Here is a 16,725-nt window from a genome sequence, read left to right on the forward strand (position 1 = left end):
GGCGAACCTACAAGGCGGGCAATTTGCAGTTAACGCTTTATTAATAAAAGCCCGCGCGGCGAAGGTCCACAAGCCATGGCGGAAAGCAGATGGAATCTCTGGCCTCTTGGTTAACGGCCCTTGGGTAATGCCTGGGGGTAACGTATGGGAAGAAATTTATGGTGCACTGCAACAAAGATATTGCATCGCACAAAAAAACCGCTATATTGCCATCATACATGAACGAGACGGCTTTTTGTCAAAGCCGCTACCCCGAAAGGATGGATAATGACCAAGGCCAAGACCGCTGAGACCATCGAAAACGTTGAATTCCCGAGCTTCGACGCTTCCAAGGCGACCGACCAGATCCGCGCTTTCGCCGAAAAGGGCGTTGAGCAGTCGAAGGAAGCCTATACCAAGCTGAAGACCGGCGCCGAAGAGACCCAGAAAGTTCTCGAATCGACTTTCGAGACCGCCAAGGCCGTTTCCAGCGACCTGTCGCTCAAGACGATCGCCGCTCTGCGCGCCAATGCCGAAGCCGGCTTCTCGCACCTCGAAGCCCTGATCGGCGCCAAGTCGCTGTCGGAAGTCGTCGAGCTGCAGACCGCCTTCCTGCGCAAGCGCGTCGAGACCACCGTCGAGCAGGCCAAGGACTTCCAGGCCGTTGCTTCCAAAGCTGCCGAAGACGTCTCCAAGCCGGTCAAGACCGCTTTCGAGAAGGCCCTGAAGGACATCAAGGCCGCCTAATAATTGCGCACAACTCTACGATGCATCAAAACGTCGCATTTCGTCAGACAAATAGATGTGCGATAGAGTTGTTCAGTGAATACCCGGCGAGTGGAACCTCCTCCCTCTGCTCTCCGGGGTGACCAGCCAGCACCTCCTCCCGCTGGCTCGTAACAGGAAAAGGCCGGCACCTCCTCCCGCCGGCCTTTTCTTTTGCCCGCTGAAAAGCGGTGCCCGTTCGAGGAACCGGGCTTTGCCTTATCAAAGGCCTTGAATTAGACTCTGATAGACCGTATTGGACGCATCGCCGAACGACAGAGCGGATCTCGGAGAATGAATTTTTCACCACGATCTGGCTCGGGCGAACGTGCCGTTGTAGCTCAGATGGTTAGAGCGCCGGATTGTGGATCCGGAGGTCGCTGGTTCGATCCCAGCCAACGGTACCACCATATCAAACAATCAGAACGTGCTCCTTGAACCCTTCCTTTCCTCCGGCTCTGTGGACCTTGGACAAGATCGGCTTGCCGGGGGAAGCCGACTCGGTTGGAATGGGAGTATGCATCCTTTGCCGGATGCAGACGTTTACGATTACCAACCGGCATAGCCGCTAGGGAATGGCAGTATGAGTGAACATGCGATCGAGTTCTTGCGCGAGTGGATTGGCGACCATTGCCAGCATTCGCCGGTAAAGACCGAAAAGCAGGCCGAAACCCTCGCCAGGGAATGTGCGGCCAAGGCGGCTGAGGCCGGTATTCCCCTGGAGGACATCCAGGAAGAAGTCGGCGACATCCAGGAACTGATCGCTTCGCGGCTCGAAGAGGCGGCCGAGGCCGATCAGGGCAAAGCGAATTCGGACAAGCCGTCCGAATGACGTCTCTTGCCCGGCCGCACGAGCCGGGCTCTGCATCTATCCGAACCGCTCTTTGAGCCATGCCTTCGGCAGCGCCGGCACGAAATTGCCGTCGCGCCCGCTCATGTCCTCATTGGCGACCAAGGCGTTGAGGATTGCCTCCTCCACGCCTTGCACAACGGCGTCGAAGAACGGGTCGATATCGACATCCGGGATGTAATCGGCGCTTGCCGTCTGTCCTGACGGCGCAAGTGCTGCTTGCGGATTGGCGGTGGTGAAGGCCAGGAAGATGTCGCCCGAACTGTGGTAGCCGAAGCCGCCGGTCATCGCGATCCCGAGCGGCACACGCCTTGCCAGCCGCTTCATCTGGTGCGGCAGGAACGGCGCGTCGGTGGCGACGATGGCAATAATCGAGCCCTTCTCAGTGCGCTGCGTCCCTTCGCGGATCGCCGGCTCCGCCAGATCGGTCCCGACGCGCGCGCCGCGCAGCGTGAAGTTGCGCCGCTTGCCGAAATTCGCCTGCACGAACACGCCGACCGTATGCCTGATACCTTGCCATTCGACGATGCGCGACGCCGTGCCCGAACCGGCCTTGAAGCCGAAGGCGATCATGCCGGTGCCACCGCCGACGCTGCCTTCCTCGATCGCTCCGCCCATAGCCCCGTCGAGCGCGGCTTCGACATGTTCGAAGCCGACATGATGGCCGTTGATGTCGTTGAGGAAGCCGTCATAGGTTTCTGCCGCCACTGGCAGGCCCCAGCCGCTGTCGAGTGCGGCCGGCAGCACGCGCTGCATCCAGCGCAGCGTGCCGTCACGGGTGACGCCGCAGGAATGCGTGTTGGTGATGGTCACCGGCAGGTTGAAGGCGCCGACCTCCTCGATAATGTGCGAGCCCGTCAGCTCGCCATTGCCGTTCTGGCTGAACACGCCGGCAAACACCGGCGTGGCGAGTTCGACCAGCGGTCGCGGCAGGATGGCGGTGACGCCGGTGCGCACCGGCCCCGTGCCGACATCGAGCGGCCCGTCGCCTGAGATCAGTGTCGCGTAGCCGACGCTCACACCGGGCACATCGGTGATGGCATTGAAGCGGCCCGGCATGCCGTCAAAGGCAATGCCGAAAGTACGGGCGCGCGGTTTGCCGGCCGGCGTTTGAAGATGCGGGTCGTATCCGGTCATGCCGTCCTCCAGAGCAATCTAGGAAAATGTGAAACGGTTTTCCGTCCGGAATGGCATCAAGACAAGCAGATAGAGCGGTTCGTCGTTTCTGAGAAACGATGAACTGCCCTAGAATAGCGAGCCCTGATTTCCCGGTTCTTTTGGTTTGCCGGGAGCCGCCTTGGTGGCCGCGGGCTTGCTGGCAAGTGGCGTCGCCGCCGGTTTGGCAGCTGCCTCCGGCTGCCCCGTACTGCCGGCCGCAACTGCATCCGTGGTGCCGTCCGCGAATTCCAGTTGCAGCGCTGCCCCTGGCGTCACGTCAGCCGCCAGCTTGATCACTGCGCCTTCGGCGTCCTTCACCAGCGCGAAGCCACGCGCCAGCACCGCCTTGTGCGACAGCGTCGCCAGCAACCGGTCGGCCTGCGTCAATTGTCCGCGCAGCCGGTCCAGCCGTCGCCACACCGCCTGGTCCTGACGGCGCGTCAGTGCGGCCAGCGCGTCCGCCTGCAATTTCTGCCGCCTGGCGATCGGCGCCGGCGATAGTCTTGTCGACGTACGGGAAAAGCGCGATCGCCGTTCGCGCACGATGGCGAAAAACGCCGCCTGCGCGCGGGCGAGGTCGCGGCCGGTCAGCGTGCGGGCCTCGTTGATGCGCCGCGACAGGGTAGCCGGCGTCAGCCGCTGGCCCTGCAGCTTGGTCCGCTTGCGCTCGATACTGACCGACAGCGCCCGGCCGAGCCGGCTGGTTGCCTCGTCCAGGCGCCGACGCGGCAGCGCCAGCAACTGGTCGGGCGAGGGCAGTGCGCGGGCGGCTGCGCGCGAGGCCTGCCGCTTGCGTTCGAAATTGCGCAAGGTGGCCGACTTGAGCCGTGCGCCAAGACTGGCAAGCGTCGCTTCGAGGTCCGTTTTCACCGGCACCGCGATCTCTGCGGCACCCGTCGGCGTCGGCGCCCGCATGTCGGCGACGAGATCGATCAGCGTCCAGTCGGTCTCATGGCCGACGGCGGAAATTACCGGGATGCGCGAGGCTGCGACCGCGCGCGCCAGCCCTTCATCATTGAACCCCCAGAGATCCTCGAGGCTGCCGCCGCCGCGCGCCACGATCAGAAGATCGGGCTGTGCAATGGCGCCATCCCATGCCAGCGCGTTGAAGCCGTTGACGGCGGCGGTCACTTCCGCGCCTGCCGTGTCGCCCTGGACACGCACGGGCCAGACCAGCACATGCAGCGGGAAGCGGTCCTTGATGCGGTGAATGATGTCGCGGATCACCGATCCGGTCGGCGAGGTGACGACGCCGATGGTGCGCGGCATGAACGGCAGTCGCCGCTTGCGGCCGGCGTCGAACAATCCTTCGGCCTGCAGCCGCCGCTTGCGTTCTTCCAAAAGCGCCATCAGCGCGCCGGCGCCAGCCGGCTCGAGATTGTCGATGACGATCTGGTAGTTGGATTTGCCAGGATAGGTGGTGAGCTTCCCGGTGGCGATCACCTCCATCCCCTCTTCGGGGCGGAATTTCAGCCGGCTCATCGTGCCTTTCCAGACCACGGCATCGAGCCGCGCACGGTCGTCCTTCAGCGTGAAATAGGCATGGCCGGAGGAGTGCGGCCCGCGATAGCCCGAAATTTCGCCGCGTACCCGCACATGGCCGAAGACATCCTCGACCGTGCGTTTCAGCGCGCCGGAAATCTCGCTCACCGTGTATTCGGTGGCGTTGGTGCGTGATTCGGATGCCGCGTCGCTCATCGGCCGATTGGGGGACGGTTTGTCCGCCCGCGTCAAGGGCGCTGCAATAAGGCCGTTGCAATCGTCGCCGGTTTCATAACGCGATCTTAAGGCGGATTTGATTGGCTCTGCGCAGGGAAAAATGGCTCACGACGCAAAAGATGGCCCAAGACGCATGAGCGCACGCGCGCACCGCAGCCCGTTGACGGTCCAGGTCACCGTGACGGTGCTGACGCTTGCCGTTTTTGCGCTGGCAATGGTCGTCGGTTTCGGCCTCTACGCCACCATGCAGGCCGACCGCGTTTCGCTCGAGCGGCAGAAGATCTTCTTCGCCAACGGCCTCCAGGATCAGATCGCAACGGTGGAGCGTGAACAGGAAAGCATCGCTGTCTGGGACGACGCCGTCACCAATGCCAAGGCCGGCAATCAGCAGTGGATGGTCGAGAACATCAGCGTCTGGATGTATTCCTATTACGGGCACAACCGGGTCTATGTGCTGGACGACGCCAACCGCGCGATCCATGCGATGCGGGAGGGGCAGGTGGTGGCGCCGGCCGCCTATGACGAGGACGAGCCCGCGCTGCGGCCGATGATCGTCAGGTTGCGCCAGCTGATCGGCGCGGCGGATGCAAACCAGGCCGGCGATCCGGCCAAACTGGTCGCCGAGGATCTGGTGTCGCTCGGCGGCAAGCCGGCCATCCTCAGTATCATGCCGCTGGTGCCGAGTTCGGACCGGCTCACCCAGGCGCCCGGCAGCGAATATCTCCATGTTTCCGTGGAGTTCATCAACGACGTCGTGATAGGCAGGATCGCTGAAAAATATCTGCTGGCGGGCGCGCATCTGCTGCCGCTGTCGCAGCCGGTCGGCTCGGCCGCCATTCCGCTGCTTGATTCGCGTGGCGTCATCCTAGGCTATATCGGCTGGGACCAGGAACGGCCCGGCCTGACGCTGGTGCGCAAGGCCGGCCCCGCCTTGATCCTGGCAGCGCTGCTCGCCGCTAGCGTCCTGGCATTCCTTCTCAGGCGCCTGCGCCGGGCCTCGTCCGCGCTGCAGACCAGCCAGGACCAGGCACAATATCTCGCCTTCCACGATACGCTCACCGGCCTTCCCAACCGGGCGCTGTTCGAGGACAGGCTGCGGCGCGCCTTGCTCACCACCGGCCACGAAACCGGCAAGGTGGCGCTGCTTTACCTCGACCTCGATCGCTTCAAGCATGTCAACGACACGCTCGGTCATCCGGCCGGCGACGAGCTTGTGCGCCAGACCGCCGCCAGGCTCCAGGCCATCACCCGCGAGGTCGACACTGTGGCGCGGCTCGGCGGCGACGAATTCGCCGTCGTCCTGATCGATGTCCGCGATGTCAGAAGTGCGGAGGATGTTGCCGACAGGCTGCTGCAAAAGCTGCAGGAACCCTTCAAGCTGATGGACGATCAGGTCTTTGTCAGCGCCAGCATCGGCATCGCGCTGTCGACCGGGCCCGATGCGGAGGCCGACGACCTGTTGCGCAAGGCCGACATCGCCCTCTACGAGGCCAAGAAGAACGGCCGTAGCCGCTACCAGGTCTTCGCCGGCGACATGGACGATCTGTTGCTGCGCAAACGCAAGGTCGAAAGCGCGCTGCGCGAGGCGCTGGCTGGCGGGACCGACATCAAGCTCGCCTATCAGCCGGTTTTTGGCACTGACGGCAGAAAGATCCTCGGCGCCGAGGCCCTGATCCGCTGGGGCCACGAGGTGCATGGCGCACTGCCGGCGGCACAATTCATAGCCATCGCCGAAGAACGCGGCATGATCGGGCAACTCGGCAGATGGGTGCTGCTCGAAGCCTGCCGCTTCGCCGCCGGCTCCGCATTGCCCTGGATAGCCGTCAACGTGTCGCCGCTGCAGTTACGTGATGTCGGTTTCGCCGACGAGGTTGCCTCGATCCTTGCCGAAACCGGGCTGGCGCCGGAACGCCTGCAGATCGAGATCACCGAAAACGTGCTTCTCGAAAACAACGATGCGACCGGGGCGGCGCTGGCGGCTCTGCGCCAGTCGGGCATCAGCATTGTGCTCGATGATTTCGGCACCGGCTATTCCTCGCTGAGCTATCTGCGCCGTCACGCCATCGACAAGCTCAAGATCGACCGCTCCTTCGTGCGGCTTCTCGACGGCGACGGCAGCCCGGTGGCGATCGTCAAGGCGCTGATCGATCTTGCCGTCGCGCTTGGTGTCGAAGTCACCGCGGAAGGCGTCGAAACCGAGCAGCAGAAGGCGCAGCTGGTCGGCATGGGTTGCTACCAGCTGCAGGGCTACCTTCTGTCGCCGCCGCTCGAGCCGGCGCAATTGCTGGCTTTAGCGGACCTGTCGTCAGGCGGCGACGTTAATAAGCAGACGGCCGCCCGCGCCTGATTGTTACCAGCCCGGCAGGATCTGGTTCGGCTTGGTCCGCTTCATCTTGGCGAAGGCGAGGGCTGCGAAGTCGAAGCTGCCCGCCTCATCGCCGAGCGGTACGGAAATGTTGTCGAGGCTTTCCGAGATGTGCCGCGCCAGCGCGTCGACGATCTCCGGCCGCGAGGTTTGGCCGCGCATGATGCCGATGCGGCAATCAGGGAGGGCGCCGAAGCCGTCGGCTTCGCCCAGCACCCGCATGCCGGGCCGCAGCGCGCATTCCGGCAGCACCGAGATCGCCAGGCCCGACAGCACCGCGGCGGTGATGACGGTCGCCGAGAAGCTGGTGAACAGGATGCGATAGTCGCGGTTCTGCCGGTCGAGTACATCGACGGCGGCGCGCCGCCAGATGCAATTCGGCCGGCCGAAAGCCATCGGCAGGACTTCCTGTTCATGTGTGGCATGGTTGGCCGAGGTAACCCACAGAAGCGGTTCGCGCCGCACCACTTCCGACTGGCCGCGCGTGTCGTTGTGCGTCACCAGCGCCAAATCAAGATTGCCGCGCTTGATATGCTCGACCAGCCCTGGCGTCGGCTCGCAGATGACGGTCAGCTCGACACGCGGGTTGGAGCGCGTGAAGCGCGCCATGATCTCGGGCAGGAAGCGGTCGGCATAGTCGTCGGGCGTGCCGATGCGGATGGTGCCTTCGAGCCGCCGGTCATCGAAGGCGGCCAGCGTCTCGCGGTTGAGATAGAGCAGGCGCCGCGCATAGGAGAGCAGCTTGTCGCCTTCCTCGGTCAGCCTGTTGGTGCGGCCGTCCTTTTCGAACAGCGGCTTGCCGATCCGCTCTTCCAGCCGGCGCATCTGCATCGACACCGCCGACTGGGTGCGAAGCACTTCCTCGGCCGCGCGGGTGAAGCTGCCGGTATCGGCAATCGAGATGAAGGTCTGCAGCTGGTCGAGATCGAGTGGCGCTTTCATCGGTCCAATCCATCACTAGCGTTGATGCTAAAGATTAGAAACATTCGTTGGATTAATCAATCGGCTCATGGCAAATTCGGATTGTCCACATGAATGCATGTGAATCGAGACCGGAACGGCGCTTCTCCCAGGCTCCGTTTGCCCGGCTTCGTCCGCTCGACTCCGAAGGAGACTGACATGGCTACGTATGATTTCGCCACCGAGACCTCGCGCATAACCTCGCGTCCGGCCGTTGCGACGCGCGTGGCCAATGCTCTTCTCAACGCCTTCCAAGCCTGGAAAAATCGCCGCGCCTTCTATCGCCTTGGCGAGATGTCGGACGCCGAGCTTGCCGATATCGGCCTGACGCGCGCCGACCTCCATGTCGCTATCGGTGTGCCGTTCGGCGGCGATCCGACTGTGAAGCTGCGTGCGATCGCGAGCGATCGTGTCGACACGATCGAAAATCTTGCCCGCCAGGTAGTGTGATATCAGGCGCCTTGTTTCGGTGGCGGTGAACCTTTTTCAGGCTCGCGGCAACCCAGGAGTACAACAGGCTCCCCACTCCCTGCCGGTTCCCCGCCGGCCAGCCTGCACACTGGCCCGGTCCCTCCCAGGACCGGGCTTTTCTTTTAGATGAGTTGATATTCAGCCAGCGCGAAGCCTCTACCGCTGGTCCATGTCCCGCTTGAACTGGTCGAAGATCGATTCCACGCCCTTCTGATATTCGTCGCGCTGCTGAGCACCGGTCTCGAACATCTTTCCGAAAATATCGTCGAACGGATTCCGTGGCCTGCCGCTCGGATTGGCCTGCGGTTGCGGGGCCTGGCGCTGCTTCGCCTGGGGCTGCTGCGGCGCTGGCTGCTCGCTTGGTTGTCCACCGGGCAGGCCGAAACCACCGCCACCACCTTGCCGCAGCATCTCCTCAAAAATCTTGCCCAGCGGGGTGTCGCCGTAAGGGCTCTGAGTCTGTTGCGGCTGCGTTGGCTGCGCCCGGCCCTGCGGCTGTTGCGCCGCACCACCGCCGAACATGTCCTGCAGCACCTTGCCGAGCGGATTGTCGCCATAGGGATTGGGCGCTTGCTGCGGCTGGCTTTGCGGCTGTTGCGCGCCGCCGCCGAACATGTCCTGCAGCACCTTGCCGAGCGGGTTCTCGCCATAAGGATTGGGCGCCGGCTGCGGCGCCGGCTGGGCGCCGCCGCCGGCCTGCCGCATCATCTGCTCGATGATCTCGCCGAGCGGATTGCTGCCACCGCCGAAGCCGCCGGCCTGCATCTGGTTTGTGGTCTGCTTGAACAGTCCGCCCATCACCATCGAGGCGATGGCAGGCAGCATCTGCTGCAGGACCTGCTGGCTGACGCCGGTCGCCTGCGCGGCCTGGCTGGCCACGGCGCGCGAAAGCTCCTTCGAGCCGAACAGATGACCCAGAATGCCGTTGCCTTCATTGAGGCCTTGCGGCGAGAAGGCCCTGCTCACGTCCTCGAAGTACTTGGCGTGCTGGCCGCTGGCCATCGCCGTCATGAAGGCACCGAGCCCGTAGGGGTCGGCGGTGTTGCGTTGCAGCCCTTGCGAGAAAGCGGGCAGCAGCGCGGCGACCGCCGCCTGCGTCTGCTGCATTGAGAGCCCGTACTGCTGGGCAAGCGCCTGCATGCCGTTGCCGTTCTGCGCCTGTGCCAATATGTCGAACAAGGTAGGCATCGGTTTCTCCTCCGGGAAATCCTTGGGAGAACCTAGTTCGTTTCGATGTTCGATTGAAGCGGCTTTTGCCGCTCCTCAAGGCGCGCAGTCAATACGCATATTCCATGAACACCGGCTCGATCGAACCGCCCCAGCGCGTGTGGTAGGCCGACAGCATTTCCTCGGCGCTGGTGGTCCCGCGCGCAACGACTTCGTCGAGCGTGTTGAGGAATGAGGTCTCGTCATAGCCGTCGCGGTTTTTCTTGCCGCGGTTCTTCAGGCCCATGCGTGAAATGGCCATCACATCGCGGGCGATCTCGCGCAGCGTCGTGTTGCGGAATGGCGCCGAAATGCCTTGCTTCGGCACCGCGTTGCGCATCGCCAGCGTTTCTTCATAGGTCCAGCTCGAGGTCAGCGCTTCGGCGGCGTCAAGCGCTGCTTCGTCATAGAGCAACCCGACCCAGAAGGCCGGCAGCGCGCAGATGCGCCGCCACGGTCCACCATCGGCGCCGCGCATTTCGAGAAAGCGCTTCAAACGCACGTCCGGAAACAGCGTCGACAGGTGGTTCGCCCAGTCGCCCATGGTCGGCAGCCCGTCCGGCACCTCATTGCGGGCAGCACCCGCCATGAACTGGCGGAAGGTGACGTGCGTCATGTCGTGATAGTGGCCGTCGCGGATGACGAAATACATCGGCACGTCGAGCGCCCATTCGACATAGTCGGCAAAACCGAACTCGGGCGAGAAGCAGAATTCGAGCAGGCCCGAACGCTGGTTGTCGGTGTCGCGCCAGATGTCGCCGCGCCAGCTCTGCAGCCCGTTCGGCCGGCTGTCGGTGAAGGGCGAGTTGGCAAACAGCGCCGTCGACAGGGGCTGCAGCTTTAGCGACACCTGCATCTTGCGGCGCATGTCGGCTTCGCTCTCGAAGTCGAGGTTCACCTGGATGGTGCAGGTGCGATACATCATGTCGAGACCCTTGGTGCCGACCTTGGGCATATAGCGGGTCATGATCTCGTAGCGCGACTTCGGCATTTTCGGCGTCTCGGCAAGCGACCATTTCGGGCTGCCGCCGAGGCCGAGGAAGCGAATGCCCATAGGCTCGGCGATCTCGCGCACCTGCGCCAGATGCGCATTGCCCTCGCGGCAGGTCTGATGGATCGACTCCAGCGGCGCGCCGGACAGTTCGAACTGGCCGCCGGGCTCCAGGGAGATGGCGCCCTGGCCGGTCGGCTCGACCAGGCCGATGATGCGGCCATCATCGATAATCGGATCCCAGCCAAGCTTGTGCTGCATGCCTTCGAGGATGGCGCGGATGCCGCGCTCGCCGCCATAGGGAACCGGCGCGTTGCCGTCGACATAGAACGGGAACTTCTCGTGCTCGGTGCCGATCCGCCACTTGTCGCGAGGCTTGTTGCCTTCGGCCAGGTGTTCGACCAGTTCGTCGAAGTCTTCGATCGGCCGGAAATCGGTTGTGTCGCGCGCCATGGAAACCCCCCACATGACCCCGAAAATCGACTTTCGATTTTCGGAAGGATCATGTGCTCAAATCAAAATGCTACAGCGTCCTTTGCGCGTCCGAAAGGACGCGCGGCGCTGTAGTGCGGCTCTCGGAAGACCGCCGGCGCTAAATGGACGAAATGTCAGTAGCCGATCAAGCGAAAAATCCTGAGCCACAGGTCAACAGGAATTGAACCTGACCGCCCCGTCCGTCCCTTGCAATAGGCGAAGTCTCACCAGTCTCCGGTCGTTGCCTGCATCACGGCAAGCGCCGCAACCGCCGCCGTGTCGGCGCGCAGGATACGCGGGCCGAGCGGGATGGCGGTGACGAAGGGGAGCGCCCGCAGCATCTTGCGCTCCTCATCGGAGAAGCCGCCCTCCGGCCCGACCAGCAGCCCAAGCTTCTTTTCCTTGATCGCCTGCAATGCCGGCAGCGGATTGTTGGTCGAGGCATCCTCGTCGCAGAAGATCAGCCGTCGTTGCTTGTCCCAGCCGGAGAGCAGGCGCTCGAATTTCTCGGCATCACGCACCTCCGGCACCGCCAGTATGCCGCATTGCTCGGCCGCCTCGACGACATTGGCGCGCAGGCGCTCGATGGAGGGCTTTGCCACTTGCGTGTGCTGGGTGATCACCGGCTGCAGGATGCCGGCGCCCATCTCCACCGCCTTCTGCACGAGATAGTCGAGCCGGCCCTGCTTCAGCGGCGCGAAGCAGTAGATCAGATCGGGCAGCGGCGGTTGCGGCCGCTGCGGGACCAGAACTTTCAGCCGCACCGCCCTCTTCGACCTGGCGGCGATCGCCGCCGACCACTCGCCGTCGCGGCCGTTGAAAACCAGGATCTCCGAGCCTTCTCCGAGCCGCAGCACATGCATGAGATAATGGCTCTGCTGCTGGCCGGCATCGAATTCGATATCGGGTGCGAGATCGCCCGGCACGAACAGCCGCTGCATCTTGTAATTGGCGCGCATCGCCGAGGAATGGGCGAGGCGATCCCCGGCGTCAAGCCTCGGCGGAAGGATGCCACACCGGAAGGTAGCCTTGTCGCAGCACCGAAAGGGAAGTCGCCGGTGTCAGTAGCCGCAGCTTCCGCTCGGCAAGGGTGTCGAAGGCAGCTGGATCGCCATAGCCCGCGAACGACCAGGGCAGTGCCTTGCCGCCGCGCAGCGCATAGGCGGAGCCGCTATCTGCGATCATTGTTCCGTCGGGCAACCCGGAAAGCTCCTCCGCGGTAACAGCCGGTAGTTTTCCCCCCGACGCCAGCCGCTCCTTGTGCAAGCGCTTGTCGACCATTGGCGCGCGCGGTTCGGTTATGCCAACGGCTTTGCCGAAGCGGCCGACAAAATCCGTGGCTCGCTCACGCCGGCAATAGAAACAAGGCCGATGCCCGGCCGCCAGCGCCGTCACCTCGTCGAGGAAGAACAGCTCGGTCCAGCCGGCCTTGCCGCCCGGCCTGTTTCTGCCCATCGGCTCGCGCCGAACGTTACGGAATTGGCAGACGCAGATGATCCAGGCCGGCAAAGCCCAGCGCTTCTTCAGCAGCGTCTTGGTCTGCGGGTCGTGGATGATGCCGCGGTTGCCGGTAAGCAGGCCGCGCTCGCGCACGGCATGGATGGCGCCGAACGGGTCTACCCGATTTTGCAGTGGCATAGTTCTCTCCCGAATGCGCATCTTGGCTGCAATGCTGGCGACATGATATCGCTCGTCCCGTCATTTCATGTCAGCAGGGTTTCCATATGCGGGTGCTGGTGGTCCAGAACTACGACAATACCGGCCTCGGCCAGGTGGGCGCGGCGCTTGCCGAAGCCGGCGCCGATCTCGACCTGCGCCGGCCCTACAAGGGCGATCCGCTGCCGGACGACGCGACCGGACATGATGCCATGGTGATGCTCGGCGGTGGGCAGAACGCGCTGGCCGACGACGACTACCCCTATTTCCCCACACTGCTCGACCTGACTCGCGATTTCGCCGCCAAGGATCGCTCGGTGCTCGGTATCTGCCTCGGCAGCCAACTGGTCGCCCGCACCTTCGGCGGCGAGAATCAGATCGGCGGCGCCTCGGAATTCGGCTGGCACAAGGTGTCGCTGACGCCGGATGCCCAAACCGATCCGGTGCTCGCCGCACTTCCCCAGGACTTCCCCATCTTCGAATGGCACGACGATACCTTCGCCCTCCCTGCAAATGCCGTGCGGCTTGCCGGCAGCGCGGTTGCCGAGAACCAGGCGTTTCGCATCGGCCGCGCCGTCTACGGCTTCCAGTTCCATTTCGAGGCCGACCGGCCGATGGTGAAGGACTGGAGCACATCCTTCGCACCGCTCATTGCCGAGCGCCATCCCGACTGGCACGACCGGCTTGATGCCGAAATGGCCCGCAACGGTCCTGACGCCGATGCCGCCGGGCTGGCCATCGCGCGTGCCTGGGTGGCGACGATCTGAGCCCCGCCGCGGAAGCCGGCCGTTGCATAATTGGCACGCGGCGGTGAATCCGCCGGGGACAACATCTTTCATCCTTGGCTTGTGTCCCGCCGCCATCCTAGAAGGCGCGCGCTCTGCATCGGCAATGCAACCGCGATGAACCTTTTGTGTGATCCGCGCGACACACCGCCGATACAGAATCGACCTACAAGCGCGAAATCGTCGAAACTTTGAGACGAATTCTCCGTTTCAACGCATTGGTAACCGCCTCGTGCCCAGATGCAGGAAGCTCAACAAGAGATGACGTCCGTGAAAGCAGCGCTTCTGTCCTTTGTCATGCTGTCTGCCATCGTGCTGTGCGGTCTCGGCATTTATTCCGCCGATGCAGCCAACAACCATCAGGCCGTCGACGGCTACGGCGTCACCGCCGCGCTCCGTTAAAACGCTTTTCCCTGCACCGTCAGGATACGCTTGTCGGCGCCGTCCACGGCGAGCGCGCTGAGCATGCCTGACTGCCAGGCGAGCGTGTCGACATTGACACGGTTCGGCATCAGTTCGGCCTCCGGCACGGGCGTGTGGCCGTGCACGACCACTTTCGGGTAGAGCCCCGGATGGTTGTGGAAGACGTCGCGGATCCAGACCAGATCCTGCGGGCTCTGGCTGTCCAGCGGCACATCCGGTCTGATGCCGGCATGGCAGAAGAAGAAATCGCCGAAAATCAGTGACAATTGCAGCGACCGCAGGAAGTCGACATGGGCTTGCGGCACTGCATTGACCAAGTCAGCGTGCCCGCGCCGCACTGCGTCCGCCTTGCCGAACCAGCGTGCGTCTCCAATCAGGTCAACGCCATAGGACTGTGCCGTCTGCACGCCGCCATAGCGCATGAACAACCCGTCCGGATCGGGCTCCGTGAGGAAGTCCAGGAAGCCGATGTCGTGGTTTCCGGCCAGCATAAGGTTGCGCTGATCGCGCTTTTGCGCCTTGATCAGGAAATCGATGACGTCCTTGGAGTCGGGCCCACGGTCGACATAGTCGCCGAGGTGGATGACGCGCCAGTCGGCGGTCGGCCTATATTCGAGCTCACTCTCTATGCGGCGGTGCATGGCGGCGAGCAGGTCGTGCCGGCCATGCACGTCGCCGATCGCATAAAGGCGCATGCCGTCCGGCGCGCGTGCGTCGAGATAGTGGATGCCGGTCTCGGTCAAGGCTGGCGTGGTCTCCGTGATCCCAGCGAGGCTAGGGCCAATCGGTGAACAAGACCCTAGCGCCGCAACTGATCCTTGCCCATGTCGGTCACCAGGCGCTTGCCGCACAGTGCCAGCGTGATGTCCATCTCCTTGCGGATGATCTCCAGCGCCAGGGTCACCCCTTCCTTGCCCATGGCGCCGAGACCGTAGAGGAACGGACGGCCGATATAGGTGCCCTTGGCGCCGAGGCACAGCGCCTTCAGCACGTCCTGGCCCGAGCGGATGCCGCCATCCATATGCACCTCTATTCTGTCGCCGACGGCATCGGCGATTTCTTCCAGCGCCATGATCGAGGACGACGCGCCATCGAGCTGGCGCCCGCCATGGTTGGAAACGACGATCGCATCGGCGCCGGTCTCGACCGCCATCAGCGCGTCCTCCTTGTCGAGAATGCCCTTCAGGATCAGCTTGCCGCCCCAGCGTTCCTTGATCCAGGCGACATCCTTCCACGACAGATGCGGGTCGAACTGCTCTGTCGTCCATGATGCCAGCGAAGCGACGTCGCCAACGCCCTTGGCATGGCCGACAATGTTGCGGAAGGTGCGGCGCTTGGTTCCGGCAATGCCCAGGAGCCAGCGTGGCCGCATCGCAATATTGGCAATGTTGGCCAGCGTCATCCTGGGCGGAGCCGACAGCCCGTTGCGGACATCCTTGTGGCGCTGTCCCAGGATCTGCAGGTCGAGCGTCAGCACCAGCGCCGAGCATTTCGCCGCCTTCGCCCGGTCGATCAGGTCGAGCACGAAATCCTTGTCGCGCAGCACGTAGAGCTGGAACCAGAACGGCTTCCTGGTCACCGAGGCGACATCCTCGATCGAGCAGATGCTCATCGTCGACAGCGTGAACGGCACGCCGAATTCCTCCGCCGCCTGCGCCGCCAGCATCTCGCCGTCGGCATGCTGCATGCCGGTCAGGCCGGTTGGGGCAAGCGCCACCGGCATTGCCACCTTTTCGCCGATCATGGTCGATTCCAGCGAGCGGTTGCTCATGTCGACCAGCACGCGCTGGCGGAACTTGATCTTGCCGAAATCCTCCTCATTGGCGCGGTAGGTGCTCTCGGTCCAGGCGCCGGAATCGGCATAGTCGAAGAACATCTTCGGCACCCGCCGGCGCGCAAGATCCTTGAGGTCGGCAATGGTGAGGATGTCGCTCATGGTGGTTCTCGCGGGTTCGCTAGTTTGTTGCTTTTGCGCCGTCGCCGGCGTCGGAGCGCTGCTTGAGCCTGAGTCGCGACACGCGCTGCCAGTCGCCGCTGCGTTCGGCCTCGAGCATCGAGCGTTCGACATAGGAGATGTGGTCCATCGCCGCCTGGCGGGCGGCAGCCGGATCGCCGGCCTTCACCGCACTGTAGATAGCCCGGTGCTGGGCCAGCAGTGCCTCGCGCGCGCCGGGCACGGTGAACACCAGAAGCCGGTTTTGGAACACGCCTTCCGACAACAGCCGGTAGCAGGAGCGCAGCGTGTGCAGGAGGATGATGTTGTGCGCGCATTCGCACACCGCATGGTGGAACTCGATGTCGATCTCCGCCTCGTCGTCGAAATTGCCGGTGCGGTGCGCCTCGTCCATGCGCGCCATGATGCGGTCGAGTAGCGCAATGTCGTCTGCTGTCGCGCGCCGCGCCGCATATTCGGCCGCCACGCCTTCGATCTCGCGGCGATATTCCAGATAGTCGGTCACCGCCTTGCGGTGCATGGAGATGAGGTCGGTTACCGGCTTGGTGAACAATTGGCCGATGACATCGGCGACATGGGTGCCGCCGCCGGCTTTGGTGGTCAACAGCCCGCGCCCCTCCAGCGCCTTCAGCGCGTCGCGCAGGATCGGCCTCGACACGTCGAACTGGCGCGCCAGTTCGCGCTCGCCGGGCAGCCGGTCGCCGGTGCGCAACACACCTTCGAGGATCAGGTTTTCGATCTGCTGCACGACCTCGTCGGCGGTGCGCGAATGCTCGATCCTTGAGAAAATATCGCTCAACGGGGCGCCTGGGAAATCCTGTCTTAGGGTGCGTAGATTAGAGCCAGTGTCGCGAACTGGTCAAATTATTTATCCAATTCGCCCGATCTGGTCGGCTTCAGCGCCGCGCCGGCGAAATCGCTTCGGCTAAACTTTGCTGTTTACGCGCCTCATTGATTGTCTCAAGAGGA

Annotated in this window: 16 protein-coding genes and 1 tRNA gene; 7 read left to right on the forward strand and 10 right to left on the reverse strand. The window is 63.5% G+C overall.

Annotated features, from left to right (window positions below; all coding sequences use genetic code 11):
- The first annotated feature begins 267 nt into the window (after positions 1-267).
- From ACWGTO_RS24845 to ACWGTO_RS24855, 3 genes are all read left to right on the forward strand, one after another.
- Positions 268-726, forward strand: coding sequence for a phasin (locus ACWGTO_RS24845; RefSeq protein WP_454577444.1), 459 nt, complete (start codon positions 268-270; stop codon positions 724-726).
- A 348-nt stretch (positions 727-1,074) separates the two neighbouring features.
- Positions 1,075-1,151, forward strand: a tRNA-His gene (locus ACWGTO_RS24850).
- Positions 1,152-1,327: 176 nt separating this feature from the next.
- On the forward strand, positions 1,328-1,576 hold the full coding sequence (locus ACWGTO_RS24855) for a hypothetical protein (protein ID WP_454577445.1): 249 nt from the start codon (positions 1,328-1,330) through the stop codon (positions 1,574-1,576).
- Between the two features lie 36 nt (positions 1,577-1,612).
- On the opposite strand, the gene ACWGTO_RS24860 is transcribed toward ACWGTO_RS24855, so the two are convergent.
- The gene (locus tag ACWGTO_RS24860; RefSeq protein WP_454577446.1) at positions 1,613-2,731 is read right to left on the reverse strand and encodes a DmpA family aminopeptidase; all 1,119 of its coding nucleotides are present in this window, start codon (positions 2,729-2,731) and stop codon (positions 1,613-1,615) included.
- A 108-nt stretch (positions 2,732-2,839) separates the two neighbouring features.
- Positions 2,840-4,450: an exodeoxyribonuclease VII large subunit gene (gene xseA, locus ACWGTO_RS24865; RefSeq protein ID WP_454577447.1), complete on the reverse strand. Its 1,611-nt coding sequence runs from the start codon at positions 4,448-4,450 to the stop codon at positions 2,840-2,842.
- A 154-nt stretch (positions 4,451-4,604) separates the two neighbouring features.
- Between xseA and ACWGTO_RS24870 the strand changes: the two genes are divergently transcribed.
- Positions 4,605-6,818: a bifunctional diguanylate cyclase/phosphodiesterase gene (locus tag ACWGTO_RS24870; RefSeq protein ID WP_454577448.1), complete on the forward strand. Its 2,214-nt coding sequence runs from the start codon at positions 4,605-4,607 to the stop codon at positions 6,816-6,818.
- A 3-nt stretch (positions 6,819-6,821) separates the two neighbouring features.
- Here the strand turns inward: ACWGTO_RS24870 and ACWGTO_RS24875 are convergent, their stop codons facing one another.
- A complete protein-coding gene (locus ACWGTO_RS24875) occupies positions 6,822-7,778 on the reverse strand; it encodes a LysR substrate-binding domain-containing protein (RefSeq protein WP_454577449.1) in 957 nt (318 codons plus the stop codon).
- Positions 7,779-7,955: 177 nt separating this feature from the next.
- On the opposite strand from ACWGTO_RS24875, the gene ACWGTO_RS24880 reads away from it, so the two are divergent.
- Positions 7,956-8,246, forward strand: coding sequence for a DUF1127 domain-containing protein (locus ACWGTO_RS24880; RefSeq protein WP_454577450.1), 291 nt, complete (start codon positions 7,956-7,958; stop codon positions 8,244-8,246).
- A gap of 177 nt (positions 8,247-8,423) precedes the next feature.
- Here the strand turns inward: ACWGTO_RS24880 and ACWGTO_RS24885 are convergent, their stop codons facing one another.
- The 4 genes from ACWGTO_RS24885 to ACWGTO_RS24900 all read right to left on the reverse strand — a co-directional run bounded on the left by ACWGTO_RS24885 (position 8,424) and on the right by ACWGTO_RS24900 (position 12,576).
- Positions 8,424-9,455, reverse strand: a complete 1,032-nt coding sequence (locus tag ACWGTO_RS24885) for a DUF937 domain-containing protein (protein ID WP_454577451.1) — start codon at positions 9,453-9,455, stop codon at positions 8,424-8,426.
- A gap of 88 nt (positions 9,456-9,543) precedes the next feature.
- On the reverse strand, positions 9,544-10,917 hold the full coding sequence (locus ACWGTO_RS24890) for a glutamate--cysteine ligase (RefSeq protein WP_454577452.1): 1,374 nt from the start codon (positions 10,915-10,917) through the stop codon (positions 9,544-9,546).
- Between the two features lie 245 nt (positions 10,918-11,162).
- Entirely contained in the window at positions 11,163-11,897 is a 735-nt protein-coding gene (locus tag ACWGTO_RS24895; RefSeq protein ID WP_454577453.1) for a 16S rRNA (uracil(1498)-N(3))-methyltransferase, read from the reverse strand.
- Between the two features lie 31 nt (positions 11,898-11,928).
- Positions 11,929-12,576, reverse strand: a complete 648-nt coding sequence (locus ACWGTO_RS24900) for a hypothetical protein (protein WP_454577454.1) — start codon at positions 12,574-12,576, stop codon at positions 11,929-11,931.
- An 86-nt stretch (positions 12,577-12,662) separates the two neighbouring features.
- On the opposite strand from ACWGTO_RS24900, the gene ACWGTO_RS24905 reads away from it, so the two are divergent.
- Both ACWGTO_RS24905 and ACWGTO_RS24910 read left to right on the forward strand, forming a co-directional pair.
- Positions 12,663-13,361, forward strand: coding sequence for a type 1 glutamine amidotransferase (locus tag ACWGTO_RS24905; RefSeq protein ID WP_454577455.1), 699 nt, complete (start codon positions 12,663-12,665; stop codon positions 13,359-13,361).
- Positions 13,362-13,640: 279 nt separating this feature from the next.
- The gene (locus tag ACWGTO_RS24910; RefSeq protein WP_006206855.1) at positions 13,641-13,781 is read left to right on the forward strand and encodes a hypothetical protein; all 141 of its coding nucleotides are present in this window, start codon (positions 13,641-13,643) and stop codon (positions 13,779-13,781) included.
- Here the strand turns inward: ACWGTO_RS24910 and ACWGTO_RS24915 are convergent.
- Genes ACWGTO_RS24915 through ACWGTO_RS24925 form a run of 3 tightly spaced genes read right to left on the reverse strand, consistent with a single transcriptional unit; the run spans position 13,778 to position 16,555 of the window.
- Positions 13,778-14,545: a metallophosphoesterase gene (locus ACWGTO_RS24915; protein ID WP_454577456.1), complete on the reverse strand. Its 768-nt coding sequence runs from the start codon at positions 14,543-14,545 to the stop codon at positions 13,778-13,780. The two genes, ACWGTO_RS24910 and ACWGTO_RS24915, sit on opposite strands and share 4 nt — an antisense overlap.
- A 56-nt stretch (positions 14,546-14,601) precedes the next feature.
- On the reverse strand, positions 14,602-15,738 hold the full coding sequence (locus ACWGTO_RS24920; RefSeq protein WP_454577457.1) for an alpha-hydroxy acid oxidase: 1,137 nt from the start codon (positions 15,736-15,738) through the stop codon (positions 14,602-14,604).
- A 19-nt stretch (positions 15,739-15,757) separates the two neighbouring features.
- The gene (locus ACWGTO_RS24925) at positions 15,758-16,555 is read right to left on the reverse strand and encodes an FCD domain-containing protein (RefSeq protein ID WP_454577458.1); all 798 of its coding nucleotides are present in this window, start codon (positions 16,553-16,555) and stop codon (positions 15,758-15,760) included.
- Between the last annotated feature and the right edge of the window lie 170 nt (positions 16,556-16,725).

The sequence above is a fragment of the Mesorhizobium sp. PL10 genome, assembly GCF_053714315.1.

Excerpts from the sequence above, each read along its gene's own strand:
- ACWGTO_RS24855 (WP_454577445.1), top strand. The coding sequence starts at position 1,328 with ATGAGTGAACATGCGATCGAGTTCTTGCGCGAGTGGATTGGCGACCAT.
- ACWGTO_RS24870 (WP_454577448.1), top strand. The coding sequence starts at position 4,605 with ATGAGCGCACGCGCGCACCGCAGCCCGTTGACGGTCCAGGTCACCGTG.
- ACWGTO_RS24920 (WP_454577457.1), bottom strand. The coding sequence starts at position 15,738 with ATGAGCGACATCCTCACCATTGCCGACCTCAAGGATCTTGCGCGCCGG.
- ACWGTO_RS24900 (WP_454577454.1), bottom strand. The coding sequence starts at position 12,576 with ATGCCACTGCAAAATCGGGTAGACCCGTTCGGCGCCATCCATGCCGTG.
- ACWGTO_RS24910 (WP_006206855.1), top strand. The coding sequence starts at position 13,641 with ATGACGTCCGTGAAAGCAGCGCTTCTGTCCTTTGTCATGCTGTCTGCC.
- ACWGTO_RS24895 (WP_454577453.1), bottom strand. The coding sequence starts at position 11,897 with ATGCGCGCCAATTACAAGATGCAGCGGCTGTTCGTGCCGGGCGATCTC.
- ACWGTO_RS24860 (WP_454577446.1), bottom strand. The coding sequence starts at position 2,731 with ATGACCGGATACGACCCGCATCTTCAAACGCCGGCCGGCAAACCGCGC.
- ACWGTO_RS24845 (WP_454577444.1), top strand. The coding sequence starts at position 268 with ATGACCAAGGCCAAGACCGCTGAGACCATCGAAAACGTTGAATTCCCG.
- xseA (WP_454577447.1), bottom strand. The coding sequence starts at position 4,450 with ATGAGCGACGCGGCATCCGAATCACGCACCAACGCCACCGAATACACG.
- ACWGTO_RS24885 (WP_454577451.1), bottom strand. The coding sequence starts at position 9,455 with ATGCCTACCTTGTTCGACATATTGGCACAGGCGCAGAACGGCAACGGC.
- ACWGTO_RS24905 (WP_454577455.1), top strand. The coding sequence starts at position 12,663 with ATGCGGGTGCTGGTGGTCCAGAACTACGACAATACCGGCCTCGGCCAG.
- ACWGTO_RS24890 (WP_454577452.1), bottom strand. The coding sequence starts at position 10,917 with ATGGCGCGCGACACAACCGATTTCCGGCCGATCGAAGACTTCGACGAA.
- ACWGTO_RS24880 (WP_454577450.1), top strand. The coding sequence starts at position 7,956 with ATGGCTACGTATGATTTCGCCACCGAGACCTCGCGCATAACCTCGCGT.
- ACWGTO_RS24875 (WP_454577449.1), bottom strand. The coding sequence starts at position 7,778 with ATGAAAGCGCCACTCGATCTCGACCAGCTGCAGACCTTCATCTCGATT.